Below are 26,933 nucleotides of genomic sequence, written 5' to 3' on the forward strand. Positions count from 1 at the left end.
AATCTTTAAAGACTACTTTTGAAGCTATACACACACCGCAATTTAATCAAATTGCAAGAATTAGGAAAGCGAAAGCTTTCCTTTTTTTATGCCACAAAAAAAGCTGCCTCACTTTTGAGACAGCCTCATACTTTTATAATCATCATTTTATTGAGCAAGAAACGGATTTTAATTGAAAAAAACAGAATGTAATTTTGTTTAAATTAAAGTTTAAAAGTTATGAAAAAATTTAAAATTGTTCCGGTAACAAAAGAATTTGCAAACAAAATCCGTAAAACGAATATTGATAATTTTGGCAATCAAGTTTATGAACAACCAGCATCTGGAAAAGGACCATGCAGGATTTCGTTAAAACCTTTTAAGGTCGGTGAAGATATCAGATTAGTTTTGGCTTACAGTCCTTTTTCACAAAACAATGCTTTTAATCAATCTGGGCCTATATTTATTCATAAAAATGAGGTGGAAGAATATTCAGATATTTATAATTTTCCACCAGAAATAAAAGCTGATAAAGAAAATTTTCCTTTGTCGTTAATTGGTTATAATAAAGAACAAAAAATGATTTTTACAAAATTGGTTGGTGACAATGATGTTGATCAGTTAATTTCTGAAATCTTTGAAACTGAAAAAGATGTTGAATATCTTCATGCTAGAAATTCAGAAGCTTGTTGTTTTATTTGTAAAATTGAAAGAGTATAATCGATGTCAATTGGGATGTAATTAAACGATCATTATATATATTCCCGTGGTTGAAACCACGAGCTGTATTTCAAAATAGAATAAAAAAGAGTTTTTTTTAATGTATCTTTTTAGTTTAATATTTTCTCTGCATTTACAAATACAATCCAATGTAAACATAGCCCGTGGTTTCAACCATGGGGATACAGATTGTGCTTTGATTGTGTCCCGTGGTTGAAACCACAGGCTATGTTTAAAATAGAAACCAAAAAAAAGAGGCTGTCTCAAAATAGACCGCACCCAAAAAGTTAGACGCTATATGGGGCAGTGCAAAAGTCGGAGCAGCCTCTTTTTATTTTACATTTTTTTTTGTTCCGTAGGAACATTTCATAGGTAGAAATTATATTATTATCATCGTTTACGTTCCGTAGGAACGTTTGATTTTGACATTGTTTTTTAATAATCTGGCATATCAAAGTTCCTACGGAACCTAAATGTGTCCGACCTCTATTTTTTCTACCTATGAAACATTCTTAATGGAATGAAACCCGATATCAAAAAATAACAAGTTATATTCTTTGTCCCGTAGGAACATTTCATTTGTAGAAACAAGTTAAGTTTGCATTAAAAACAAACAAATAATTATAGTAAAAGTGCTGTCTTGACTTTTGAGACAGTCTCTCTTTTTTGTATTAAACCTTAACGGTTTCTATAATCTTATCCAGTGTAATTGGTAAATCCCTCACACGTTTTCCGGTTGCGTTAAAAACAGCATTTGCGATTGCCGGCGCCATTCCTACCAAAGCCGTTTCTCCAAGACCTTTTGTTCCCATTGGATTGCTGATGGGATCTTTTTTATTGACGAAGAAAACTTCTTGTTTTTCAATATCGGCATTTACGGGAACATGATAATCAGCGAAATTATTGTTGATTGGACGGCCAAAACGATGATCGATTTCCAATGCTTCCATTAATCCCATTCCGATACCTCCAACTGCACCGCCATACATTTGTCCGGCAGAAGTTTTTTGGTTGATAACCGTTCCAATATCAGCACACGAAACAACATGCGCCAAACGTATTTTACCCAAATTCGGATTCACTAATACTTTTACAAAGTGAACTGAAAACGAATAAATTGAATATTTCCTAGCTTCATCCGTTCCTTTTGATTGATTTTCAACCTCTAATCCATCTAACTTATTGGAACTAAGCAAAGAAGTCAAGGCAACCGTTTTAGCGGTATCTTTTGTTGAAGAAATTACTCCATTTGCAAAAGCTAAATCTGTAATTGGAGTTCCTTTTAAAACCGGATTTTCAGTCGCTAAACCTAACACTTTACTTACCAGTAAATTACACGCATCATGAACCGCAGAACCAACAGATGAAGTCGTTGCCGAACCTCCCTGTGTCGGGCCTTTTGGCAGTCCGCTTTTCCCCATTTCAATAATTACATTCTCTGCGGATAAACCTGTTATTTCAGCACCAATTGCCGTCATCATAGTTGCCGTTCCCGGCCCCATATCGTTGACACTGCACTGGAGAACTAAATTCCCATCGGGTAAAAATTTTGCTTTTACAGAAGTTGGGCTTCTATAACAGCCAAAAGTTCCAGTTCCCATTCCGTAACCTACAAGCCAGTCTCCTTCTTTTACAGAACCTGGTTCGTTTTTACGGTTTTTCCAGCCAATGCGTTCCATTCCGCCTTCGTAACATTCTAAGAGATATTTACTGCTCCACGGTCTATTTTGTTCCAAATCTTTCTCAGCATAATTAAGCTTTCGAAATTCAATTGGATCTAAGTTTAATTTATAGGCCATTTCATCCATTGCACATTCTAATGCAAAAGAACCTGTTGCTTCGCCCGGACCACGCATCCAGATTGGCGTACAAGTGTCCAGAGGCACGATTCGATAACGTGTCGAAACATTTTCACAATCGTAAATAAATCGGGACATATTTACCGTTCCTTCCATGAAATCTTCATAACTCGAAGTCATCGCAACGGCTTCATGCGTTAAACCCGTTAGTTTTCCTGCTTTTGTAGCGCCAAGACCCATTTTTTGAATGGTATAAGGTCTAAAACCAACATTGGTAAACATTTGCTCTCGGTGCAAAACTAATTTTACCGGGCGGTTTAATTTCTTTGCTCCTATCAATGCCGCAATTTCATACGGCCAGGTATGTAATCCCATTCCAAATGCACCTCCAAGATATTCAGAGTGTACTTCAACATCTTCTGCAGGAACATCAAAAACTCCTGCAACACTTCGGCGTGTTCCTTCAACACCTTGGCTTTTGGTATATAAAATTGGTTTGTTTCCGTCCCATTTTGCGATAATGTTCGCCAGTTCCATCGGGTTATGAACTTCTGTTGGAATCGTATAATCGGCTTCAAATATGACTTCTGCATTTTTGTAACCATCGTGAACTCCTCTGTGGTAATCATTCCCTTTATCTGTTTCTACTTTTTTCTCTTTATCCGCCGCTTTTTGAAGTTCAGTCGAATGTTCTTCTTTAAAATAATCGGCTTTAATTAAACTCGCCGCATATTGCATACGTTCAAAAGTATCGGCAATTACCAATGCAATTGGCTGATCGTAGTATAATATCGAGTCATCTTTGAAAATCTGCAGCGGCTGACCAAAATTATGTTTGTCTTTTGCTTTTTGATATCCGGCAGGTTTGTCTACGTTTAAATGCGTAATAACAGCCAGAACTCCCGGCGCCCATTCTGCTTTTTTAGTATCGATGGTTTTGATTCTTCCTTTTGCAATCGTACTTCCCACCAAACAGGCATACACTACTCCAGGCGTTTTATATTCGGCAGAATAAGTTGCCGATCCTGTTACTTTAGCAAATCCGTCAACTCTATTAATATTACTTGTCTTGCTCATAATTCTAATTATTTTGATGCTGCTATTGTAAGTGCTTCTGTTATTGCATTTGGACCAAGCGTTAATTTAAAATCATTGCCTCCGTATGCTTTCGCACCTTTCATTGACAAATCTGCCGCTTTTCTAAATATCTCTTCCGAAACTGTTTTTCCTTTCAGGAATTCTTCTGCTTCAGTTAATCTCCATGGTTTATGTGCAACACCTCCCATTGCAAGTCTAACATCATTAATCACATTATTTTTAAGATCTAAAGCTACAGCAACAGAAACTAATGCAAAAGCATAACTCGTCCTGTCACGAACTTTCAAATAATGCACATTTTTGGTAAAATTATTATCGGGAATTTCAATTGAAGTTATCAATTCTTTACTTTCTAAAGTATTGTCTTTTTCGGGAGTATTTCCGGGCAGGCGATGAAAATCTGTAAATTTAATTTGTCTTTTCCCTTTCGGGCCTTCCACTAAAACAGCAGCATCTAATGCTGCCAATGCTACACACATATCACTCGGGTGAACAGCAATGCAGCTGTCTGAAGCTCCAAAAATAGCCGCCATCCTGTTAGAACCGCCAATGGCACCGCAGCCGCTTTTGGGAGTTCGCTTATTGCATGGCATATCCGTATTATAAAAATACGAGCAACGCGTTTTTTGCAGCATATTACCGCCAACAGTTGCCATGTGCCTGATTTGCTGAGACGCTCCGGCCGCTAATGCTAAAGCTAACAAAGGATATTTTTCTTTAATGGATGCATCTTCGGCTACCTGACTATTTTTAGCCAATGCACCAATTGAAACTTTTCCGGTTAGAAATTCTATTTTTGCTAAATCTAATCCTGTAATGTCAACTAGTTTGTCTGGAGCTACGACATTCTTTTTCATTAAATCTACCAGATTTGTTCCGCCGGCGATAAACATAGCTTCTTTTTCTTTGCTGATGTTCGATACCGCTGAACTCGAAGATAATGCTTTAATTATTTGAAAATTTTTCATAATTCCTTCCCTCCTTCCTTCACTTCAGTTATAGCATCAACAATATTATGATAAGCGCCGCATCGACAGATGTTTCCGCTCATATATTCTCTAATTTCTTCACGGCTGTTGGCATGGCCTTCTTTGATACAGGCAATTCCAGACATGATTTGTCCCGGCGTGCAATAACCGCACTGAAAACCGTCATGTTTGATAAAAGCTTCCTGCATTGGGTGCAGCTTTTTTCCTTTTACAAGTCCTTCGATTGTAGTTACCTGAGCGTTTTGCTGCATGGTTGCCAAAGTCAGACAGGACAAAATTCGGGTTCCGTTTACGTGAACTGTACACGCACCGCATTGACCGTGGTCACAGCCTTTTTTTGTTCCGGTAAGCTGCAGTTGTTCTCTTAATAAATCAAGTAAAGTAGTCCTTGGCTCTATATTAAGATTGTGTTTTTTGCCATTTACTTCGATAGAAAGCGGTACAGTTTCTAAATACTCCGCTATTTTTTCATCCCATTTGTTCTCTGAAGCCATAACCAATGAAGGCGGTGCCAGTGCAAGGGCAGTCAAAAGTCCTGATTTTTTTATAAAGTCACGACGGGAATTTGAGTCATTCTCTGTTACTTTATCTGGATTTGTTTTTTTAGAAGCCATTCCATCTCTCTTTTAAATTAGCAAAATCTCTTGGGTATTCTAACAAATTTAACAATCTTAATCCACAAAAAGTTATGAAATTCAAACATTGTGCTTATTTAGAATAATTACAATTTCTGTGTGTATTTTTTAGCGCAAAGTGCGCAAAGGTTTTTATCGCAAAGCACGCAAAGATTTTTTATCTTGCGTTATGCCGAATGAAGGCAAAGTTCGCAAAGCTGGAATTGACAAAGCTTTGCGAACTTTGCATACGCTTAACACAATGTGAAATAAAAAAACTTTGCGTGCTTTGCGCTAAAAAATACACACAGAAACAGATTTATTATTTACATTGAAAATTGTATTTTTACGAGATTAAGTTTTAACTATGCCAAATCAGCAACATATTTATCTTGACAATAATGCTACAACTCGTGTTGATGAACGGGTTTTAAAAGCTATGCTTCCTTATTTTACTGCTTTCTATGCCAATTCTACAAGCAGACATATTGCAGGATTAACAGTAAACGAAGCCGTCGAAAATGCTGCCTGGCAGACTGCTGATTTGATTAATGCCGATGCTGATGAAATTATTTTTACTTCGGGAGCTACCGAAGCAATAAATCTGGCCATAAAAGGTTTAGCCGATCAAAACCGAAAACATATAATTACTATCCAAACTGAACATAAAGCGGTTCTCGAAACTTGTCGTTTTATGGAAAGTATTGGCTTTGAAGTCAGTTACCTCCCTGTTAATTGTGAAGGGATTTTAGATCTTAATCTTTTAAGTGAAATTATTACAGATAAATCACTGGTTTTCATAGGAATGATTTCTAATAACGAAACAGGTGTCATACAAAATATCAGCGAAATTTATACGATTCTTAAAAGTAAAAATGTCCTTTTTTTGTGTGATGCAACTCAGGCGGCAGGAAGAATTCCAATTGACGTTAAAACTTTAGGAATTGATCTTTTGACTTTGTCTGCACATAAATTTTACGGCCCAAAAGGCATTGGTGCTTTGTACATTTCGGCGAAAGCCAAACCAAAATTGCTTCCTCAAATTACAGGCGGCGGCCAGCAGCGAAAATTACGCAGCGGAACGCTTAACACACCCGGAATTATTGGTTTAGGTAAAGCTTCTGAAATAGCTGTAAATGAATTAGAAACAGATAAAAACAGAATTAAAATTTTACGTAATAAACTAGAAAATGGTTTACTGCAATTTGAGGGTTCTTTTGTAAATGGAAATATTCAAAACCGAATTTATAATACTTCAAATATTTGTTTTCCTGGTGTAAATTCAGAACAGCTTATTATGGCTTTGGGAAATATTTCGGTTTCAAATGGGGCTTCTTGTTCGGCAGTTACGTCTGAGCCTTCGCATGTTTTAAAAGCGATGGGACTGTCTGATGAGGAGGCTTTGAGTTCGATTCGGTTTAGTTTGGGGAGATTTACTACTTTGGAGGAAATTGATATTGTTGTTGAGCGGGTTTTGAACTTAGCTCGCCAATTGGTTTTGCCACTAAGGCACTAAGACACTAAGTTTTTTTATTTGCTTTGAGAAATAATCTCGTAAAGTCGCAGTCCCGAGGTTTCGGGAGCAAAGTTTTTTATTAGTTGCCTCCAGTTTTAACTGGAGGAGGAAATAGATTAAGGTTTAAAAGGCTTTAGCCAAACTTCGGCTAGTTTGGGCTAAAGCCTTTTCTATTCTTGCTTAGAACCTCCAGCTAAAGCTGGAGGCAATTGAATTAAATCTTAAAAACTTTGCGTTAAAACTGGAGGCAGCTAACAAAAAAACTTTGCGTCTCTGCGACTTTGCAAGATTAAAACATATAGCAAATTACTCTACTCAGAAACTAATTTGTTATAATCCTCTTCTGTATCAATATCAATATTACCTTTTTCGAAAGGAATTGAATAGACGTCATTTTGATGCTTTTTAATGATTTTTTTTGCTCCTTCCTGCCCACTCAATTCAAGCAATTCATTAAAATATTTTTTATGGAATAAAACCGGAGTTCCTAAGGTTTCGGAATAAGCAGAAGCTATAATTCTTTTTTTGCTTTTATGATAGTGCCTAATTAAATGTTCAAAAATTAAATTGTTAACAAAGGGTTGATCACAAACGGCAAAAATACATTCATTGCTATCAGGTTTTAAAAGCAATAATTCATTTAATCCTTTTACAATTGAAGATGACATTCCGGTTTCCCATTCGGGATTAAAACAAATATTTATTTCTGCAGTATTAAGCTGTTTTTCTACTTCATTATGATTCGCACCTGTTACCACTATAACAAATGAATTGTACACTTTTAAAGCTTCAGAAATCGTGTTCTTTAAAAGAGTTGATCCTTTATATTTTAATAATTGCTTTGGTCTTCCTAATCTTGAAGAATTCCCTGCAGCCAAAATTATAATAGCGGTTTTATATTTAAATTTATCTTTCATAATGAATTTCGTCATGAATTTTACCTGCTTTATATTTTAAAGAAGTCCCAGGCTTTCCAGTCGAAAAAGCTTTAATTTCTGATACAATTGAAAGTGCAATTTCTTCGGATGTTTCTGCTCCAATATCTAAACCAACCGGACTGTAAATTCGCTCTAATTGTTCTTCACTGACTGTTATTCCTTCATTTTGAAGATCATCCAGCATTCGGTTTAATTTTGTTTTTGGACCGAGAATTCCAATGTATTGACAGTCTGTTTTTAAAAGTAATTTTAAAACTGCTAAGTCGTATTTGTAATTGTGGGTCATCAATACGAAATACGTTTGATTATCAATAGTGATATTTTCCAGAAATTCTTCTGGTTTTAACACATTTACTTTGTCTGCTTTAGGAAAACGTTTTTCGATTGCATGTGTCGCACGTCCGTCGCCAACAGTAATTTTCCAGCCTAAAATTGAAGCTATTTTAACCAAAGGCTGTACATCGTTTCCTGCTCCTGCAATTACAAGTGAAATTGGCGGGTTTATATATTCTATTAAAACTTCACTTTCGCTTTCTGTTTGAAGTTTTTTTACAATTGATGTTTTAGTTTTCAAGACTTCATGTACATCTAAAATTAAATTTAGAGCTTCATCGTTATGAGACAAAATTTGGCTTTCCTGTCTGTAAAAAAATATCGTTCCAGACTGCACTGCATTTCTTTTTAAAGAAAAAACAGTAACAATTACGGCTTGTTTTCTTTCTACTTCTAATTGCTGTAAAAGCTGTATCGGATTTTTTGATGCTTCTTCATCAATATATTCAAATAGAATATGTACAATCCCGTTGCAGCCAAGCTGTAAACCTATTTCAATATCTTCTTCATTATTAGTATTGTAGGTAATTAGTTTATTTTGTTTTTGATGAATGGAAAGAAGCGCTTTTCGTAATGCATCGCCCTCAAGGCAGCCTCCGCTTATGGCTCCTGTTAATTCTCCATCTTCTGTAACGAGCATTCGCGCTCCGGGCTGGCGATACGATGATCCTTCAACTTTAACGACTGTTGCCAAAGCTGTTTTTTTTCCTGCCGATTTTGCTTCTGAGTATGCTTTAAGAATTTCGCTGATTTCTTTCATAAAAATAAATGCCATCAACAGAAATTTGTATTGATGATTCTTTGATACTCTAAAAATAAAAAATATTATAAACTTAAAGACCGTAAAGTCATTTAAGTTTATAATATTCTTAATTAAAATAGGTTTGATTTATTTTTTTAGGTCTAAAGAATAGTTCTGCTTCGATTTTATTATTTTTCTTTCGCGATCCAGCATATAGATTTTTTTTGTGTCTGTACTTAAATAGCCATAATACGATTGCTTTTCGACGGGTTTGTCCCAATTTAAAACAAAAATTGTTCCGTCAGGATCGTTTTCTAAACCTCGTTCTGTATTAAAATTTCCTTTTTCAACGAACTCTTTTTCAGGCGATTTTCCTTTGTAAATACTTGATAATTCAAACTTTTGCCCTTCCATTGTCCCATTTCCCTGATAAATTTTAAGAACGGTTTGAATGCCGCTGCAATCTGCACAAGGCAGTAAACCTTCATAGACCAAGGCGTTTTCGGCTGTACTTTTTTCAACTTTTGTGCTTGTTGAATCTATTACTTCGGTCTTAGTATTTTCTTCATTTTTTTTACTGTTGCAAGACAAAAATTGAACTGCGGTGATTAGCAAAATCAATACATTTTTCATATTCGTAAATTTTAATGTTTTTTCAAATTTAAAGAATTTTCTTATACATAAAAACTAAGCCTGTCAACTTTTAAATATCTTAGGATTATACTTAACAAAGTATAAACAATTATTTTTTCTTACAGTATCATTTATATTATGAAGTTTTGTATTTTTATCAATAACAATATATTTTAGTTAACTTAAATAAAAGACTACATGGGAAAATTTGTAATTACTAAAAGAACCAATGGTGAATTTCAATTTAATTTGAAAGCTGGTAACGGCCAGACAATTTTGACTAGTGAAGGCTATTCGACAAAAGCAGCTGCCTTAAACGGAATTGAATCTGTTAAAACAAACTCTCAGGACGACAATCGTTATGACAGAAAAGAATCTAGTAATGGCAAACCTTACTTTAACTTAAAAGCCAGCAACGGACAGAATATTGGTGCAAGTGAAATGTATGAAAGCACTGCTGCCAGAGAAAATGGAATCGAGTCAGTAAAAAAGAACGCTCCTGATGCCGATACAGACGATCAAACGGTTTAATTGTGAAAAGATATAAACTAAAAACGAGGCTCTAAAGCCTCGTTTTTTTTATATATGACCAAATTTTATTTTATAACGGTCCAGTTCTTCTTCTGTTTTGTTTAAAAGTTTTTCCAGCAGTTTTATTTTATCTTCATAAAGTTCTTTTAAAGCTTCGTCACTGCTTGAATTAATTAAGATACTTCCGTTATTATTATTTCCTTTTACGGTATTATAGTTATTGAAATATCTCTGACTGTCAAAACTAATAATATCTTCTACACTAACTTCTAAAATCCGAGCTATTTCTACTAATTTAGCGTAAGATAATATAGTTCTTCCTTTTTCTATTTTACTATAACCTGCCTGAGTGACACCAAGTTGATCTGCCATATATTCCTGAGTATAATTTTTTAACTCTCTAATGTTTTTGATTTTATTTTTTATTGAAGTTGCCATAAGTTTGATTTGGAGAGGGCGTGTGTAACTTAAACAGCCGCAACTAAACTTAGCTTAGAGGGGTATTGCAGCTTTATTTTTTGGATAATTACAATTCTGTTTCATGTAGGCCGATGAAATAGAATTTGTTTATTTTTTTCTAATTATAATTATGAAACCATATACAAGGGCAATAATTATAAAAGCCAGATCGTAACCGGAAATCTCATTTAATACCTGGTCCATTACGATATTTAGTTTGTAGTTTTTAAAACCCGTTCGAATTCTAAATTTAAATACTGATCGATTTGTTTTCCGATCATTGGCCGGTCTAAAGCGTCTATTTTTACTTTTGTTTCTTTTTTGTAGATGTCTTTTACAATAACAAAATAATCGAATTCTGTTTTGTTGTTAAATCGCAGGATAATTAAAAAAGAATAACACAATAGAGTTGGTATTAAATAATACAGCTCCATTAAACTGGTAAAAATCATGCAATAATAAGCTAAAGCAGTTACGGCCATAAAAGCGCCGTTTTCAAAAAGATAAGTTTTCTTTTTTTTGAGCAGTCCAAGTTCTACAATTTCATTAAAATTGTACTGCCATTGTTTTGACCCGTACTGAAACTGTACCTGATCGTGAGTGAGGGAAATGAACATAATGATAAATAATTAAATCTCTTTAAAGAAAGCCTGGTGAGAAAGCTGTCTAAAAAATTGTTTTCGGCTTAAATGAATAACTTGAAAATGCTGCAGTGGTAAACAGCACATCGTTTCACAATATTACGCATAATCAGCTTTTTTTTCTTACAAGTCAGCTTATAGAATATAACCAGAGGTTGTAATTAAATCTAATTATAAATTTTACCTTATGATTTCAAAATCCAATATGGCGTTTTACTTATATAAGTAATGCATAAAAAAAGCCACTCCTTTATGAGGAATGACTTTTAGACAGGATAAAGTTACAAAATTTATTTTAAACCGTCGACTCCGATATGAGTTGGGATTACTTCTTTTATACTTCCGTCTGGATTAAACTCTAATTTATCGATGCAGACTTCACGATGAAATCCTCCTGCGTCTCCCATTTTAATTCCGGTTGGATAAGAAAATCTATGGTAAACAAGATACCATTGGTCTTTATTTGGAATTTGCAAAACTGAATTATGCCCCGTTGCGTGAATTCCAATATCTGGTTTTCCCTGAATCACAATATTATTTTTCGGAATCTCAATTGGTCCTAAAGGCGATTTTGAAGTTCCGTACCTAACTTTATAATTCGGGCTTCTGGTATCATCTTCGCTCCACAGGAAATAATAAATTCCTTTTCTGTAGAATATATAAGTTCCTTCTCGAAATGAATCATTAACAGCAATTACTTTAGTACTTCCTTTTTTAAGGGAAACCATATCAGCATTCAATTCGGCGACACCCATGTACATATTACCCCAGTATAAATAGCTTTTTCCGCTTACCGGATCTGTAAAAACATCAGGATCTATTTCCTGACCATCTTTTACACCTTCAGGTCTTGTGCTTATTAATGCTTTTCCACTGTCTTTAAAAGGCCCATTCGGATTATCCGAAACTGCTGCACCAATTTTTTGCGCTGCTGTGAAATAATAAAAATACTTGTATTTTCCTTTTATCTTTTTCTCTACAATACAAGGTGCCCAAGCATTTCTGTTTGCCCAGCTTACATCTTTTCTAAGGTCAAGAATAATTCCTTCGTCTTTCCAGTCTTTTAAATTATCTGAAGAAAATGTCTTGAAGTAATTTCCTGACCAGCCGTCAAAACCGTCGCTTGTTGGGTAGATATAATATTTTTTTGTTTTGTTTGAGTACAGAATTTCCGGATCAGCGTAATAACCTTCTAAAACCGGATTATTATTAATTTTTGGGTATTTTGAAGGCAATCCCCATTTGTCTGTAATTCTTTTTAATTCAGAGCGTGTTATAGGCAGAATCGTTCCGTGACGCGGATTAAAATCCATCGAAATATCATTATCGATTACAGTAAAGTTTTCTAAGTCTTTGGTTTTTGTAAACTGATATCTCCCTTTTCTATACACATCATACATCAGGATATATTCGTCTGAATTGTTTAGTTTGAAAACGCCTGAGCCTTCAACTCCTTCATTTGTCTGCTGTAAATAATTATCATTTTCTGTCCATTTTCCCGAAGTCAAATCAGTTGTTGCAGCCGATTTTATTCCAGCCGTTTCAGTTTCGGTTTTATAGAAAAGATGATAAACTCCGTCTTTTTCAATTATATCTCCGTCAATGCAGGCTTTTTCAGATTTTGGAACAAATAATAATTTGGGCGCGCTTTCCAGAGCTGTGAAATCTTTATTCGCATAAGCGTAATAAATTTTATCTGGCCCTCCGCCATATTGCAGACTAAAGTAAATTAAATATTTTCCGGCTTTAGCATCATAAATAGTCTGCGGTGCCCAAACTCGTTTTAAATTTTCGTTTCCCGAAAAAGCCGTTTGAATATTTACCACGCTGCTTTTCCAGTTTACTAAATCGGTACTTTTTAGCAAGACCATCGCACGATTACTGTCCCAGCCTTTTGATGAAGTCATGTCGGTTAAAACCATATAAAAGGTTTTTCCATCGTCGCCTCTTAAGATATGCGGATCACGAACTCCTCCGGTTGAACTGATTATTTTACTGTTTAAAACTGGTTTATTATCGTTGAGATGGTAATAATGATAACCGTCGGCACTTACGGCAAAACGAACGGCTTCTTCTTCAACAGAATTTCCGGTAAAGTATACAAACAAATAGGCTGTTAAGTCTTTTTCTGCAATTACGGGCGGAACTCCTTTTGTATTCTGGGCTTGTAAAAAATTAAAAACCGTTAAAAATAATACAAGACTAAAATGCGTTTTCTTCATTATTTTTTACTTTTTAATTGATATAAAACAGAACTGTGCGGTCTTAAATCGGCTGAAATAGCGGTTGGTGCTTTAGATTTTTCATTTGTCCATATATTCAAAACATCAGCTTCGCCCGAAATACCAAGATCTGAAAGATTTACCGAAACATTTTGCGATGCCGTATCTGAAATATTAAATAATGCCAGATAAATACTGCCGTCTTTTGCATTTTTTGAAGTCACTGCAATTTTACCATCTTTCTGGAAAAGCTGTTTTACAGCTGTGCTTTCGTTATGCATTTTTACCACATTTTTATTGGTTAATAACGATAAAGTAAAAGCGTCATTACTTGGTAAATCTCCGCCAAAAAACAACGGTGATTTGAAGATATTGAAAAACGTGATCAGCGTGTATTGTTCGTCTTTTGTTAAACGAGTCATTCTGTCTTCGCCTCTTTCTCCTCTTACTGAAATGCGACCAAGCGGAATCATATCACAATCCGGCCAGGTTCCCGGAGCAATATGCGGGTACCATTTTTGCGCAACATCCATTAAATGGGTAATGTGAGGCCAAGTGTCCCAAACGTCGTCAACCATACGCCACATGTTCGCGTGTGTAGTTACGTGCGGCGCAGCTTCGATTGGAGTTTCTCCCGGCGAAGTACTTAAAACAATTTTGCGTCCGCATTTGTCAATGGCATTTCTAATTAAGTTGATTTCGCCTTCGTGATATGGTCTTGATAAATCATCGATTTTAATAAAATCAACTCCCCATTGTGCATACAATTCAAAAATAGAATTGTAGTATTCCTGTGCTCCCGGTTTGTCTGCAACAATTGTATAATTGTCTTTTAACCATTCGCACTGCAAAGCGGTGCTGTAAATTTGATCTGCTGTAACTCCATTTGCTCCTTTTATTGGCAGTTTGTCTTCCACTGCTTTTTTAGGGATTCCACGCATAATATGGATTCCAAATTTTAATCCTTTTTTATGGATATAATCTGCTAAAGGTTTGAATCCCTGCCCGTCTTTTGCTGACGGAAAACGGTTTACAGCCGGAAGATATCTTCCGTATTGATCGATTACATAACGCGGGTCTGTCTGGTTATAACCTCCTGCTTTGTCATTTTCTACAAACCATCGAATATCTACAACGACATATTCCCAGCCAAATTTCTTTAGGTTCTTTGCCATATAATCGGCATTGGCTTTTACTTCGTGTTCTTCAACAGTTGGTCCATAACAATCCCAGCTGTTCCAGCCCATTGGCGGGGTTTGCGCCCATTGCTTAAATTCGTCTTTTTTGAAAACTGTTTTTTGGGCATTGGCAGAAACCGATACCAAAACTACTCCTAAAGCAAGGGCAATTTTATTCTTAATTTTCATTATAATGTGGTTAGATGTTAATAAATGTAAAATTTACACTTCAAATATAATAAACTTTAACCATAAAATGCAATTAACCTGTCTGATAAACCAAAATACAGACAGGTTAATTGACAATCTGAAAAAACTAACTAATATTCGTTTTTTTGTAATTAGCTCCAGTAGAGCATATTTATAGATCATGTATTATATTCTTCAAATAAAGCTCCAGCGGAATGGCGCCTCTTCAGTTTGAACAAATTCTGCCCAATGGGGTCCGTTCACATAAATATCTGATTTTCTATAAATATATCGTCCCTCTGGGACTTAAAATTAATCTCCTAAAATAATTACTTTACATTAATCGTAACTTCAACCGGCTTTAACCATTGACTTGTAAAAGTTACTTTTATTGGCTGTGTTTCTCCTGTAGATTGAATGTAGGCTGCAATATGACCGTGAAATACTCGCTGTACATTATCTGTATAATCTGTCATGTCGCTGTTGTTTCCTGCTTCAAGTCCTAATAAAGTTCCCGGGCCAGTTATCGTACAGGTTACTTCGTTGTCTGAAAGCATTACAGGTAAACCGTTTTGATCTTTTACCTGAACCATTATTTTAGCAACACCCTTATCTTTAGAAATTGTGATATTTTTATCTGCAATGGTTAATTCAACTGGCTGCTGTGTTGATATAATGGCATATCTGCTTACTTCTTTGTCGTCTTTGCCTAATCCGATTACTTCTAATTTTCCTGAAGCAAAAGGAATATCCCAATACATAATTCCTGTTTTTTCGTCGTAAAGTTTGGTTTCACCAACTACTTTTCCGTTTAATTCTAAACGTGCTTTTGCAGCATTGGTATAACAAACTACGCGAATTTTTTCTCCGTCTTTATAGTTCCAGATTGCCCACGCATCTTTAGAAATGTCTTTTTCATTTTTTAATGGATAAGTTCCAATATATGCCATTGGTTTATCTGACCATAATGACTGACGGAAATATCCTCTTGGTTTAATAACGCCGGCAAAATCAACTAAACCTGAGTAAAATCCTCTTGAAGGCCATCTTCCAGATTCTCCTAAATAATCAATTCCTGTCCATAAAAACTGTCCGAAAATATGTTTGTTATTTTTTACCGCCAGCCAAGGATCCATATCATGCACATTTTCACTTCCGAAAATGACTCTGTTTGGATATTTTTCGTGATCTGATTGGTATTTGCTTTCTGTATAATTGTATCCTGTAATGTCTAAAGCACCTGGATATTCTGTTTCGTTAGACATTGCAACTCCAGCTAATCCGGCAGTCGTTGGGCGTGATTTATCGTATTTTTTTACTGCAGCTACCAAACGTTTTGCAATTGCCCCAAGACGCATAGCATCTGGTGCATCTTTTTTGTAACCTCCGTAAGCTGCCTGCCCAAAACCGTCTTTTCCTTTATCTAAAACCGGATGCGAGTATGGATCGTTTGGATAATCTACTTCGTTACCTATACTCCATCCAAAAACAGATAAATGATTTCTGTCGCGACGCACAAAATCTTCTAAATCTTTTTCTGCATATTCTGCAAAAATATCAAACGAACCTTCGAATCCAGGAGTTCCGTAATTCCAGCCTTCTAACCATTTACGTTTAGGAAATTCCCATTCGTCATAAGCTTCGTTTAACACCAAAATTCCTAATGCGTCACAAAGTTCATAGAAAACGGGCGCTTGCGGATTATGGCTTGTACGAATTGCATTTACGCCTATTTCTTTAAGCGTTTTAAGTCTTGTTTCCCAAACTTCGCGAGGAACGGCTGAACCTAAAACCCCTGCATCGTGATGCAGACAAACGCCTTTCATTTTCATCCATTTCCCGTTTAAGGCAAAACCATTATTTGGATCGAAAGTAAAGGTTCTAAAACCAGTTTTTGTTACGGTTTGGTCGATTTGTTTCCCATCTTTTAAAACGGTTGTTTTAAGCTGATATAAATTCGGGTTTTCTAAATCCCATATTTGAGGATTTTTTACGGTTAATTTCGTTGAAATTTTTCCGCTTTGATTGGCGGAAACTTCAATTTTTGAAGAAGATTTTGCGACCGATTTTCCTTCATTTGAAATCAATTCATTTACAATAGTAAGACTTGATTTTGCTTTTGAACCGTTTTCTACATCAACCTCAACATTTAAAGTTCCTGTTCCGTTTTTTACTTCCGGATAAGCATAAACTCCCCATTGCCCGATATGAACCGGATTTGCATACACCAGCCAGACATCTCTGTAAATTCCTGAACCGGTGTACCAGCGTGAATCGGCACTTTGACTGTGATCTACTCGAACAGAGATTGTATTTTCTCCTCCAAATTTTACATATTGAGTCGCATCATAGGCAAAAGAAATATAGCCGTTTGGTCGTTTTCCTAACGAATGTCCGTTGATGAAAACTTCGCTTCGGTTGTAAACGCCTTCAAAGTATAAATAGACTTTTTCTCCGCTTTTGCTCTGCGGAATATTTACTGATTTTCTGTACCAGGCAATTCCTCCCGGAAGATATCCTGTACAGCTTGCCAGCGTTGGGCTCAATTGTCCTTTTACGCTCCAGTCGTGCGGTACATTTACCTGCTGCCATTTGCTGTCGTCAAAGGCTGTGTTTTTTGCATCCGGAGTTTCCTGAAGATTGAATTTCCAGTTGTCATTGATTTTTTGAGAATCTCCAAATGATATCTGACTAAATGCTGATAAGCACGAGAAGAGAAGTACGGGTAATATGATTTTTTTTCTAAACATTTTTTTTAGTTAATTTTTGTTTCAAGTTTCAAGTTTCAAGTTCCCCGCAAACGTGAAACCTGAAACTTGAAACTAACTTCATTTTTATTGAAACTCTCCCACAAATGTCACTACAGACCTTGCTGGAATTTCTAAATCATTAATTTTCTGAATTGCTGCTCTTTTTAGGTTTGAATTTTCAGATGTTATGTAAGGCGTTAATTCGTTGTTTTTAATTGATCCTTTTGATAATTCGAATTTGTATTTTTGGGGAGATTTTCCGCAGTTGACTGCTACTATAATCATTTTTTTATTGGCTGTGTCTTTATAAGCAGTCAGCATTACATCATTTGCTGCATCTAATTCGTTTTGGTTTGGAACGTCAATTCTCAACATTCCGGGACGAACAAAAAGAGAATAATTTCCTAAAGCCCAAAGCAGTTTTGAATCATGGAATTCTCCATCGTTTCTAACATAATTAGGTTCGGTTCCTCCTTTGCTTTTTCCGTCGTCAAGATAAATTAAACCATCTTTGTAATCAACTCTGGTTATCGATGTCCACCATTGCCATGAAGCTGCGTTGGCAACTGCAATATCGTTGTGAATTAAACGTGCTACGAATAAAGCAGTCTGCATTCCTAAATCTCTTCCTCCGCCTGAACCTCCTGGTATTTCAGCTTCTCCCGGATTTTCTAATATGCAGTATTCAGACTGCCAATATTTTAATCCCGGATTTTGTTTAATATTTGCAGCAATTAACTTTCGGCTTAAAACCTGTTTTTCAACCGGCCATGTCGTAAAATAGCTGTGGCCCAAAATGACATTTTTTACATTTGGAAGCTTGGAAATATTCGTTTTAGTTTTTCCGAAGAAATAATCGATTTGATTGTCTCGATTTTCAGCATTTACATTTTCATATAAATAATTGATTTGTCCGGCTTCGGCAATCACAATTTCGGTACTCATTTTATTAGCTTTGAGTTTTTCTGAAAGTGATTTGGTCAAAGCATAAATTTCGTCATTTGTCGCCGGCGTTCCTTCCTGACTGTTTTTGTCGCCATTATTAGCCATCCATTCCCATTGCGGTTCGTTTATTGGACTCACATAATCGAATTTGATTCCTTCTTTTTTCTCCAACCCCTGAATACTTTGAACTAAGAAATCGGCAAATTTTGGAATTGCACCATCTTTTAGATTCAGTTTATTCTTTTGGGATGCAAAAGATAATCCGTTGTTTGTCATAAAAACCGGCGGACTGTTTGTAAAAATCAGGAATTTATCGACACCTCGTTTTTTAGCTGCCTGCAAAAACCATCTCTGTCCTTCTTGTTTCGAAAAATCATAAGTTCCGTCGGCATTTAAAAAACATTCGCTTCTTCTCCATTCGTCAGAAACTTTGCTGTTTTCTCCTTGTTCTGTACTTCCGGCACCGAGATTAAACCGCCAGATCGAAAGTCCAATTCCTTTTGGATTTCCTTCTGCATCAATTTCTTTGCTAAAAAGTAAATCCGCAATGGCGTTCTTTTTCTTCTCCGGCCAATTTTTACCCACAAACTGGGTTCTCCAGGCATCAGAACCTCCAAAACCATCCATGATTTGTACAACATTATCTGTGCTTATGATGGCAGTTCGCTGTGCAAATGACAGCGAACTTGTTATCAATAAAAGCGAGATATATATTTTTCTCATTTATTTTTTTGTTTTTCTTATTGTCGCATTTTTTTAACGCTCAGTTTGTCATTCTGAGGAACGAGGAATCGCACTAGAAATTCTGCAAAGTATGTCGCCAATCTTTGTCGATTAACGAGTGCGATTTCTCCTTACGTCGAAATGACAAAAATTGCGGATAACATGAATGCGTAAAACATCTTACTTATAACTTCCAACGTAGGTAACTACAGCCCTCGCAGGAATTTGAATATTCGTTGCATCAACGGCAGTTCCTTTTTTCAGGCTTAAGGTTTCAGAAGTTGTGTATGGCGTTAATTTATTATCGGCTAATGTTCCTCCGGCAAGATTTAATTTATAGGCTTTCGCCGATTTGCTGATGTTAACAGCAACAACAACCAGCTTTTTATTTACAGCGTCTTTATATGCAGTTACCATTACATCATTAACAGAAGCGGCATTATCTACACTAGGAATCTGCACTCTTACCATTCCCGGTTTTACGAAAAATGAAAAATTTCCTAATGCCCAAAGTGTTTTTGAATCTCTAATATAACCATCATTTTTGCAATAATCTGAATTTCCGGCACCGTTGCTTGCGCCATCGTCTACGTGAATTAAACCGTCTTTGTAATCACCGCGGCTAATAGCTGTCCACCACTGCCATGAAGTAACTCCTCCAACCGCAATATCTGTATTGATAATACGAGCTGTCCAAAGTGCCAGCGACATTCCTAAATCTCTTCCTACTCCTGCTCCGCCTGGTAATTCTGCAGTTCCCGGATTTTCCAGAACGCAGTATTCAGATGACCAAAGGCTTATATTTCCGGCTCCCTGAATTCCTGAAGCCGCTTTTTGTCTTGAAGAAACCATTTCGCTTAAAGGCCATGCCTGCCAGTAACTGTGTGCAGAAATAGTTTTCTTTACGTTGCTTAATCCACTGATTTTTTTAGCTGAATTGGCTCCAAAGAAATAATCGATTTGGTTTGATCTGCTTTCTTTGCCCGAAACTGTTTTATACAATGGTTCATAAGCACCTGCTTCGCCAACTACAATTTGTGCTTCGACTCCTTTTGACTGTAATTTTGGAGACAGAATATTTACAAAGCTGTAAATATTGGCATTTGTCGCAGGAGAACCTTCCTGATTTGTTCCGTCCCACTCGTATTGCGGTTCATTAAACGGACTTACATAATCGATTGTTAAACCTTGCTCTGTTTTTAATTTATCTAAAGAATTTGCCCAGAAATCAGCCAAATCTGGCATTTTTCCATCTTTTAAATTGTAGAACTCTTTGATGGTTGCGTGTGCTTTTCCATTTTGGGTTAAGTAAACCGGCGCACTATTTGCAAAAGCCAGTAATTTTTCGACACCGCGTTCTCTGGCAGCTTTCATAAACCAAACCTGTCCGGCTTGTTTGTTCATATTATAACTTACACCATCTGTTGTAAAACATTCTGTACGTCTCCATTCATCCGTAATATCGCTGGCATCGCCTTGCTCTGAACTTCCTGCTCCCAGATTAAAACGCCATAATGATAACCCGATTCCTTTTGGGTTTCCATCGGCATCAAAATCTTTGCTGAACAATAAATCGGCTATTTTGTTTCTTTTGTCTGAAGGCCAGTTTTTTCCAATAAAGTTACACTGCCATGCATCAGAAGCTCCAAAGCTTTCCATTGTTTGAAGATTTGCATCCAGATTGATACTTAATTCTGCTGCAGAAGATCCTGAATCTGAATCTCCGTTATTTTCAGAGTCACAGCTTACTAAAAAAGTATTTGCGAAAAGTAAGCCTGCACATAGCAGACTTACTTTATTTTGTTTGTTAAACTTCATTTTAATAACCAGGGTTTTGAGTGATTAATCCGCCGCTTAAGTCAATTTCTAACTGTGGTATTGGCCATAATAAATTTTTAGCCGGACTAAAATTGATTCCTTTATCTTGTGATTCTCTGGTATTTGTAGTTTCATACGGATCTGTAGAATTCAAATTGTATTGAACAAAAGTCCCATTTGGCCCCATTAGAGATTCGATTACCGGTCTTCCGGTTGTTGGGTCTTTTTCACGACGAATATCAAATAAACGTAATCCTTCAAAAGCTAATTCTAAACGACGCTCTTTGTAAATTTGTTTTAAAAGCGTTGGGCCAGAAATTCCTGTTTTTGGAGTTAACTGAACACGCGCTCTGATGATATTAATATCTGCCAAAGCATCTCCGCCTGTATGGTAGTTGGCTTCTGCTCTTGTTAAATACATTTCTGCCAGACGAATCAACGGAACATTTAATGGTAAGTGTCCGTCTTTTTTATCTAATGCACGACGTGTTGCTATTGGAATATAATATTTACGGCAGATACGTCCTGATTTATTATCGTTTAAGCTGAATTTATGTGTTGGATTTAAAACTTCATCCCCGTAAGCGGCTTCTCCCCATTTTGTAATGGTGCTTCTGCGGCGAATAACATCATTTTCAGATAAATAAGCGTTTTCTAAATCACTGGTTGGCATACACCATCCCCATCCGTCAATAACATCTGCGGCATCATTACTTGGAAAATTTTTCTTGTCTTCACCTCTTGCTCCGGAGAAAGTAGGTAACATAGACCCTAAATTTTTGTCTTGTACAGATGATGACTGCGCTTCAAGAATTGATTCAACTCCGTTATGATTGTTTACATTCCATATATTTAAGAAATCAGATTCTAATTGAAATGGTCCTTCAGTAATTACTTTGTTTGAATATAATTTGGCATCAGCCCATTTTTCCTGAAATAATGTAACACGAGCCAGTAATGCATATGCAGCCCATTTGTTTATTCTTCCGTTTCTTGCTACAGGAGCGCTTTCTAATTTTGCTGCTGCATCTTTAAGGTCTGCTTCAATTTGAGCATAAACATCTGCTGCAGAGCTGCGCTGTAAATTCAAGTCGCCTGTTCCTAAAGATTTTGTATATAAAGGAACTCCGCCAAAAAGGTTTACCAATTCGTAGTAGCAATACGCACGGGCAAATAATGATTCTCCCATATATTGATTTTTTTGAGAATCAGAAATTGGTGATAAAGCCATTTTCTCTAAACCAATATTTGCCGATTGAATCGTATAGAAATGCGCTGTATAAATGCTGTTCATAGCTCCCATATTATCAGGAGTAACTAAATACTGCGCACAAGGTCTGAATGCTCCGCTGTCTTGACCTGTATTCCCCATCCAGGCATCATCTGTCGCGGTTTCGCTAACTAATCGAGGAGCAAGTAAGGTATACCAATCATTAGTAATTAACAATCTGCGAGTTAATTCGTTGGTATAATTTTCACACTCCTGTGCCGTTTGAAAATAATTTTCTAAAGTCTGCGTTCCTCTTTCTTCTTTTTCGATAAAATCGTCACAAGAAACTGTAAATGCAGCTAAAGCTATTATGGATACTATTATTTTTTTCATGATCGTTTTTTATTAAAATGCAACATTAAGACCCATCAAAATTGTTGGCTGTACAGGATAATTCCATCCGCCAAAACCTGATCCTTTAACTCTGTCTCCTTTATCAGGATCTCCACCAGCTACCTCAGGATCAACTCCTGAGTAGTTTGTCCATGTCCATAAATTTTGCCCTGATAATGAAATTCTAAGTTTATCTAAACCAAATTTGTTGTAGAATGAATAGCCTAACTGCAGGTTTTTCATACGTACAAAAGAACCGTCTTCAACATACAGAGACGAGAATTTTGTATAGTTCTCATTGTTATCGTCTTTAGATAAACGAGGAATGTAGTTTGAAGTACCTTCTCCATGCCAAGCCATTTGATCTAATCCGTTTACTTTGTTTGTTAAACTTGCACCGTTGTATAAATCTGAAATGTTTTGGTTTACGATGTCATTTCCAATGCTTGAATAGAAGTTTGCTACTAAATCAAATCCTTTATAACCAAAATTGAAATTCAAACCTACATTGTAATCTGCCCAAGGAGAACCAATTTTTGTTCTGTCTTTTTCGTCCAGTTTTCCGTCACCATTTACATCTTTAAAACGAATATCTCCTAATTGCGCATACGGCTGTAATTTTGTTCCGTGTTCGTCTGTATGAGAATTTAACTCGGTTTGATTCTGGAATAAACCATCAGCAACGTACCCGTAGAAATATCCTGGTTCTTCGCCTTTTACAGTTAAAGTTCTGTTACTTGATCCATATAATTTTTCTCCGTCAGAGGATAAAGACAGCATTTCGACATTTACAGTTGTAAAAGTTAAGTCTACACCATAAGAGAAATCGCCTTTTTTATCTTTATATGAAAGCAATAAATCAATACCGCTTGACTGCATTGAACCCACGTTCGTCCACATTGTAGAATATCCCGGGAATCCACTGTACGTTGGAAATTGTTTCAGGAACAACATATCATTTGTTTTCTTTTGATAGTATTCTAATGATCCTGAAAGTTTATTTTTCCATAATCCAAAATCAATTCCAAAGCTGACATCTTCTACAGTTTCCCATTTAATATCTTTATTAGCCATTGATGAAGGATAAGACGTATCGACAACTTGTCCATCGATTATATAAAATCCTTGTCCTATATTTGACTGATAAACAGCACTTGGTAAATTTTGATTTCCTACTTTACCCCATCCTGCTCTAAATCTTAAATCGCTTAAAACGTCTTTGGTTTTTTCCATAAATCCTTCATTTAAAATTCTCCATGAAACTGAAGCTGAGGGGAAATTTGCCCATTTGTTATTAGTCATGAATTTTGAAGAACCATCTCGTCTAAAAGTTCCTGTAAAATAATATTTACCATCGTAGTTATAAGAAAAACGAGAGAGATAAGACATTAAAGAACTTGACCAGCTGTTACCACCGCTGTTGCGGTTTTTAGTTGCAGCATTCAACTCTCTCATCGAGTCTGAGTTATTTGGTACGCCTTCTCCATACCCCCAAACATCATTTCCATTATATTCTTCCATTGTGTTACCAATCATCAAAGAAACATTGTGTTTATCTGCAAATGTTTTAGTATATGTTGCAGTATTCTGCCACGTCCAGTCTACATTGTTTGTTGCTTTTCTTTCGATGGTATTGATTTCAGCTTTTTCGTGTGCCGCGTCAATTTCGAAATCCGGAGTAAATTTGCTCCAAATTTTATCTCCAACTTCAACAGAAGCCTGTGTACGAATTACTAAACCTTTTATTGGTTCATATTGTAAATATCCGTTTGTATTTAAGTTGTACTGATCTGTGTAATCATCATAACGGTTTACGGCTGCAACCGGATTCCATACATACGATGGAGAACGGGCGTAAATACTGTATTCATTTTCTAATCCTGTTAACTGACTGGCAGGTTTGTAAATTGGCGTAATTGGATCAATTTTATCAAAATCTGCCCAGTTTCCAGGAGATCCCCAAGTTTCATAACGAGGGTTTAAAGTGATTCCAGCTGAGAATTTATCAGAGAATTTAAAATCATTTGCAATTCTCATCGTTACTCTTTCCCATCCGCCTATTCCGTACATAGACTCTGAGTTATAGTAATTCAGACTTATCGCATAAGTATGTTTGTCTGAACCTCCGCTTACTCCAAAAGAGGCATTGGTAACAGGTGTTCCTGTTTTAATTCCGGCTCTCCACCAGTCTGTTGTTTTTCCTTTATACTGAGAAGGATTTGGCAGATAATCTGAATAGCCTGAATTGTTGTATGCTGTATTCATGATCGTTGCATAACCTTCGGCATCAGCCATATCATATGGGTTTTTCATAATCTGCATACCAGAACTCAAATCAAAATTAAATCTGGTTTTACCTGCTTTGCCCTTTTTAGTCGTAATCAGGATAACTCCGTTTGATGCACGAGAACCATAAATTGCACTTGCAGAAGCATCTTTTAAAACTTCCATAGACTCAATCTCATTATTGCTTAAGAAATTGATGCTGGTTCCCATTGGGATTCCGTCTACTACATAAAGCGGGTCTGTACTTAAGTTTACAGTAGAAATTCCACGAATTAAAACTCTTGGCTGCGCACCGGGACCTCCCTGTCCTGTAACCTGAACTCCGGAAACTTTTCCCTGCAATGATTCAGTTACGTTACCTACTGTCATAGTTTGTAATTCTTTTCCTTTTATAGAAGAAATAGAACTCGTTACAGTGCTCTTTTTTACAGAAGCATAACCTACAACCACAATTTCGTCTAACGCCTGGCTTGATTCCTGAAGTACGACATTAATCTCGGTTTTATCACCAACAGCTGCTACCTGAGTTGTAAAACCCACAAATGAAAACTCAATTTGAGCATTTTTGTTTGGAACATTGATTGTATAATTCCCGTCAAAATCAGTTGCTGCAGATGTTGAAGCTCCTTTTACATTTACGTTTACTCCGGGAATTGGTACATTTCCTTTGTCCTTAACAGTTCCTTTTATTTTTATTTGTCCAAATGATACAGCAGTACACAAAAGGGCAATAAAAAACCATATATATTTAAATTTCATATTTAGATGTTTTATTTATTAATGTTATAAAAGTGTAATAACAAATTATTTCTTTGTTATAAAAACTCTCTCTAACTCTGTATCAAGAACTACTTTATAAACTCCGGCCGCTGCTGGGTATTTAGCATTTCCGTTTTCTCCCGGTGACATGGTACAAATACCATTTTTAATTAATCTCCATGAAGGGCTCCACCATTGACCTGTAAAAGTTCCTTCCATAGTTCCGGTTAAGGTATACTCTCCAACTAATTGATAAGGATTGGCTGGATTATTGGCTAAGTGAAGTTTTTTCACAACCCACGCATTCCAGGTATCCCAGTTTGCACCGTCGATTCCGCCTCCGCAAACGCTTACGAAAGGTTTTCTTAAAGCTTCGTCGTCATGCCATAATCCGTTGGCAACATCAGCCCAGACTTTGCTCGAAGGTGTATATTTTGTTGCCGTATATTTTAAAGTGTTTGGATTTACTTTAATAATATAATATCCTTTTGTTGGCAGAATAACTGCGGTTGAAGCAACATCGTCTACTAATTCTCCAGACGCATTTAAACCAAAACAATGTGGGGCAAAATCTGATTCCTGGCCTAAGAAATAAATTTCTTTATTGTCTGTATCTGCGTAATATTTAAATTCAAAATCCTGTCCGCTTTTTTCGTGGAAATACATCGGAACTCCAACTGCATCTGTCGTTAGGTTTGTACCTTTTGGCTGGTCGCATAAATAAATTGCAGGATACTCATTTGTAGCCACAATATTTATGTTTAATGTTCCTGTATTCGGAATCGCAAATTTATCTTTTGCTGTAATTGTCAATACGTAATCAGCTGCAGTTACAGGCAGTGTATAAGTTTTATTAAAAGTATAAGATTGAGGTGATCCTGTTAACTGAACGGTTTCATCAATACCAAGCGCAGCACATTTAACCTGAACATAATCAATTCCTGAATCGTCATTTACCGTAAAGTTTACCGGCATTTCATTGCTTGTTGATAATAAGATAACGGCACCTTCTTTTGGAGTAACCATTGTTATTGAAGGAGCTGCAAATTCGCCGTCCAGACGTAAATTAATTTCTTCATTTACTGCATTTCCGGAAACGTCTGTAATGGTAAGTTTTATTTTGAATGCTTCAGAAGTTCCTCTGTTTGCCGGAACTTCGAAAAAATAACTCAAATCGTATGATTTTAAAAGAGGATCTGTTGCAAATGAGATTACTTTATCAAGCGATAATTCTGGAATTTGAATCTCTACGCTTTTTAATCCTAAATCATCAGCCAAAGCGGCTTTAATTTCAAATTTTCTGCTTGGTGCACCATAAATTTCTTTTGTTGATACAACTACCGTAGGATCATCAGAACTTGGAAATCCTGATTCGTTATTTTGGCATCCGGTAAAAAAGATGGCAAAAAGGGTAAGAAAAAATAAAAATACATTTTTTTTCATTTCTCAATTTTTAAGGTTAGGTTTA

19 protein-coding genes are annotated in these 26,933 nt (G+C 36.1%); 3 read left to right on the plus strand and 16 right to left on the minus strand.

Annotated elements, in window-relative coordinates:
* Positions 1 to 219 precede the first annotated feature (219 nt).
* A complete protein-coding gene (locus tag LUU93_RS18225) occupies positions 220 to 699 on the plus strand; it encodes a DUF1203 domain-containing protein (protein WP_232682587.1) in 480 nt (159 codons plus the stop codon).
* Between the two features lie 671 nt (positions 700 to 1,370).
* Here LUU93_RS18225 and LUU93_RS18230 read toward each other — a convergent pair.
* Genes LUU93_RS18230 through LUU93_RS18240 form a run of 3 tightly spaced genes read right to left on the minus strand, consistent with a single transcriptional unit; the run spans position 1,371 to position 5,199 of the window.
* The gene (locus tag LUU93_RS18230; protein WP_232682588.1) at positions 1,371 to 3,575 is read right to left on the minus strand and encodes a xanthine dehydrogenase family protein molybdopterin-binding subunit; all 2,205 of its coding nucleotides are present in this window, start codon (positions 3,573 to 3,575) and stop codon (positions 1,371 to 1,373) included.
* Positions 3,576 to 3,583: 8 nt separating this feature from the next.
* Positions 3,584 to 4,564, minus strand: coding sequence for an FAD binding domain-containing protein (locus LUU93_RS18235; RefSeq protein WP_232682589.1), 981 nt, complete (start codon positions 4,562 to 4,564; stop codon positions 3,584 to 3,586).
* A complete protein-coding gene (locus LUU93_RS18240; protein ID WP_232682590.1) occupies positions 4,561 to 5,199 on the minus strand; it encodes a 2Fe-2S iron-sulfur cluster-binding protein in 639 nt (212 codons plus the stop codon). The genes LUU93_RS18235 and LUU93_RS18240 overlap by 4 nt, the downstream gene beginning before the upstream one ends.
* Before the next feature lie 367 nt (positions 5,200 to 5,566).
* On the opposite strand from LUU93_RS18240, the gene LUU93_RS18245 reads away from it, so the two are divergent.
* Positions 5,567 to 6,715, plus strand: a complete 1,149-nt coding sequence (locus LUU93_RS18245; RefSeq protein WP_232682591.1) for a cysteine desulfurase family protein — start codon at positions 5,567 to 5,569, stop codon at positions 6,713 to 6,715.
* Positions 6,716 to 7,026: 311 nt separating this feature from the next.
* Here the strand turns inward: LUU93_RS18245 and LUU93_RS18250 are convergent, their stop codons facing one another.
* The 3 genes from LUU93_RS18250 to LUU93_RS18260 all read right to left on the minus strand — a co-directional run bounded on the left by LUU93_RS18250 (position 7,027) and on the right by LUU93_RS18260 (position 9,361).
* Positions 7,027 to 7,647 carry a nucleotidyltransferase family protein gene (locus tag LUU93_RS18250; RefSeq protein ID WP_232682592.1) on the minus strand — a complete coding sequence of 207 codons (621 nt, stop codon included), beginning with the start codon at positions 7,645 to 7,647 and terminating at the stop codon, positions 7,027 to 7,029.
* Positions 7,622 to 8,761 carry an XdhC family protein gene (locus LUU93_RS18255; protein WP_232682593.1) on the minus strand — a complete coding sequence of 380 codons (1,140 nt, stop codon included), beginning with the start codon at positions 8,759 to 8,761 and terminating at the stop codon, positions 7,622 to 7,624. Before LUU93_RS18255 ends, LUU93_RS18250 begins: the two co-directional genes overlap by 26 nt.
* A gap of 114 nt (positions 8,762 to 8,875) precedes the next feature.
* Positions 8,876 to 9,361: a copper resistance protein NlpE N-terminal domain-containing protein gene (locus tag LUU93_RS18260; RefSeq protein ID WP_232682594.1), complete on the minus strand. Its 486-nt coding sequence runs from the start codon at positions 9,359 to 9,361 to the stop codon at positions 8,876 to 8,878.
* A 198-nt stretch (positions 9,362 to 9,559) separates the two neighbouring features.
* Here LUU93_RS18260 and LUU93_RS18265 point away from each other — a divergent pair, with 198 nt between their 5' ends.
* A complete protein-coding gene (locus LUU93_RS18265) occupies positions 9,560 to 9,892 on the plus strand; it encodes a YegP family protein (RefSeq protein WP_232682595.1) in 333 nt (110 codons plus the stop codon).
* A 48-nt stretch (positions 9,893 to 9,940) separates the two neighbouring features.
* On the opposite strand, the gene LUU93_RS18270 is transcribed toward LUU93_RS18265, so the two are convergent.
* From LUU93_RS18270 to LUU93_RS18315, 10 genes are all read right to left on the minus strand, one after another.
* Positions 9,941 to 10,330 carry a helix-turn-helix transcriptional regulator gene (locus LUU93_RS18270; RefSeq protein WP_232682596.1) on the minus strand — a complete coding sequence of 130 codons (390 nt, stop codon included), beginning with the start codon at positions 10,328 to 10,330 and terminating at the stop codon, positions 9,941 to 9,943.
* A gap of 233 nt (positions 10,331 to 10,563) precedes the next feature.
* A complete protein-coding gene (locus LUU93_RS18275) occupies positions 10,564 to 10,968 on the minus strand; it encodes a hypothetical protein (RefSeq protein ID WP_232682597.1) in 405 nt (134 codons plus the stop codon).
* 314 nt (positions 10,969 to 11,282) lie between these two features.
* Positions 11,283 to 13,214: a glycoside hydrolase family 43 protein gene (locus LUU93_RS18280; RefSeq protein WP_232682598.1), complete on the minus strand. Its 1,932-nt coding sequence runs from the start codon at positions 13,212 to 13,214 to the stop codon at positions 11,283 to 11,285.
* The gene (locus LUU93_RS18285) at positions 13,214 to 14,581 is read right to left on the minus strand and encodes a glycoside hydrolase family 27 protein (protein WP_232682599.1); all 1,368 of its coding nucleotides are present in this window, start codon (positions 14,579 to 14,581) and stop codon (positions 13,214 to 13,216) included. Before LUU93_RS18285 ends, LUU93_RS18280 begins: the two co-directional genes overlap by 1 nt.
* 329 nt (positions 14,582 to 14,910) lie before the next feature.
* Positions 14,911 to 17,331 carry a glycoside hydrolase family 2 TIM barrel-domain containing protein gene (locus tag LUU93_RS18290; protein ID WP_232682600.1) on the minus strand — a complete coding sequence of 807 codons (2,421 nt, stop codon included), beginning with the start codon at positions 17,329 to 17,331 and terminating at the stop codon, positions 14,911 to 14,913.
* An 84-nt stretch (positions 17,332 to 17,415) separates the two neighbouring features.
* Positions 17,416 to 18,999: a glycoside hydrolase gene (locus LUU93_RS18295; protein ID WP_232682601.1), complete on the minus strand. Its 1,584-nt coding sequence runs from the start codon at positions 18,997 to 18,999 to the stop codon at positions 17,416 to 17,418.
* Between the two features lie 180 nt (positions 19,000 to 19,179).
* On the minus strand, positions 19,180 to 20,817 hold the full coding sequence (locus LUU93_RS18300; protein ID WP_232682602.1) for a glycoside hydrolase: 1,638 nt from the start codon (positions 20,815 to 20,817) through the stop codon (positions 19,180 to 19,182).
* 1 nt (position 20,818) lies between these two features.
* Positions 20,819 to 22,420, minus strand: a complete 1,602-nt coding sequence (locus LUU93_RS18305; protein ID WP_232682603.1) for a RagB/SusD family nutrient uptake outer membrane protein — start codon at positions 22,418 to 22,420, stop codon at positions 20,819 to 20,821.
* Positions 22,421 to 22,432: 12 nt separating this feature from the next.
* Entirely contained in the window at positions 22,433 to 25,465 is a 3,033-nt protein-coding gene (locus LUU93_RS18310; RefSeq protein WP_232682604.1) for a SusC/RagA family TonB-linked outer membrane protein, read from the minus strand.
* Positions 25,466 to 25,510: 45 nt separating this feature from the next.
* The gene (locus LUU93_RS18315; protein ID WP_232682605.1) at positions 25,511 to 26,908 is read right to left on the minus strand and encodes a hypothetical protein; all 1,398 of its coding nucleotides are present in this window, start codon (positions 26,906 to 26,908) and stop codon (positions 25,511 to 25,513) included.
* Positions 26,909 to 26,933: the final 25 nt, after the last annotated feature.

Origin of the sequence: Flavobacterium soyae (genome assembly GCF_021245985.1) — a bacterium.
Classification (GTDB): domain Bacteria; phylum Bacteroidota; class Bacteroidia; order Flavobacteriales; family Flavobacteriaceae; genus Flavobacterium; species Flavobacterium soyae.

Coding starts and splice junctions, on each gene's coding strand:
- LUU93_RS18310 (WP_232682604.1), bottom strand. CDS start 25,465: ATGAAATTTAAATATATATGGTTTTTTATTGCCCTTTTGTGTACTGCT.
- LUU93_RS18305 (WP_232682603.1), bottom strand. CDS start 22,420: ATGAAAAAAATAATAGTATCCATAATAGCTTTAGCTGCATTTACAGTT.
- LUU93_RS18285 (WP_232682599.1), bottom strand. CDS start 14,581: ATGAAAATTAAGAATAAAATTGCCCTTGCTTTAGGAGTAGTTTTGGTA.
- LUU93_RS18280 (WP_232682598.1), bottom strand. CDS start 13,214: ATGAAGAAAACGCATTTTAGTCTTGTATTATTTTTAACGGTTTTTAAT.
- LUU93_RS18240 (WP_232682590.1), bottom strand. CDS start 5,199: ATGGCTTCTAAAAAAACAAATCCAGATAAAGTAACAGAGAATGACTCA.
- LUU93_RS18260 (WP_232682594.1), bottom strand. CDS start 9,361: ATGAAAAATGTATTGATTTTGCTAATCACCGCAGTTCAATTTTTGTCT.
- LUU93_RS18290 (WP_232682600.1), bottom strand. CDS start 17,331: ATGTTTAGAAAAAAAATCATATTACCCGTACTTCTCTTCTCGTGCTTA.
- LUU93_RS18315 (WP_232682605.1), bottom strand. CDS start 26,908: ATGAAAAAAAATGTATTTTTATTTTTTCTTACCCTTTTTGCCATCTTT.
- LUU93_RS18300 (WP_232682602.1), bottom strand. CDS start 20,817: ATGAAGTTTAACAAACAAAATAAAGTAAGTCTGCTATGTGCAGGCTTA.
- LUU93_RS18265 (WP_232682595.1), top strand. CDS start 9,560: ATGGGAAAATTTGTAATTACTAAAAGAACCAATGGTGAATTTCAATTT.
- LUU93_RS18230 (WP_232682588.1), bottom strand. CDS start 3,575: ATGAGCAAGACAAGTAATATTAATAGAGTTGACGGATTTGCTAAAGTA.
- LUU93_RS18225 (WP_232682587.1), top strand. CDS start 220: ATGAAAAAATTTAAAATTGTTCCGGTAACAAAAGAATTTGCAAACAAA.
- LUU93_RS18235 (WP_232682589.1), bottom strand. CDS start 4,564: ATGAAAAATTTTCAAATAATTAAAGCATTATCTTCGAGTTCAGCGGTA.
- LUU93_RS18295 (WP_232682601.1), bottom strand. CDS start 18,999: ATGAGAAAAATATATATCTCGCTTTTATTGATAACAAGTTCGCTGTCA.
- LUU93_RS18250 (WP_232682592.1), bottom strand. CDS start 7,647: ATGACGAAATTCATTATGAAAGATAAATTTAAATATAAAACCGCTATT.
- LUU93_RS18275 (WP_232682597.1), bottom strand. CDS start 10,968: ATGTTCATTTCCCTCACTCACGATCAGGTACAGTTTCAGTACGGGTCA.
- LUU93_RS18245 (WP_232682591.1), top strand. CDS start 5,567: ATGCCAAATCAGCAACATATTTATCTTGACAATAATGCTACAACTCGT.
- LUU93_RS18255 (WP_232682593.1), bottom strand. CDS start 8,761: ATGGCATTTATTTTTATGAAAGAAATCAGCGAAATTCTTAAAGCATAC.
- LUU93_RS18270 (WP_232682596.1), bottom strand. CDS start 10,330: ATGGCAACTTCAATAAAAAATAAAATCAAAAACATTAGAGAGTTAAAA.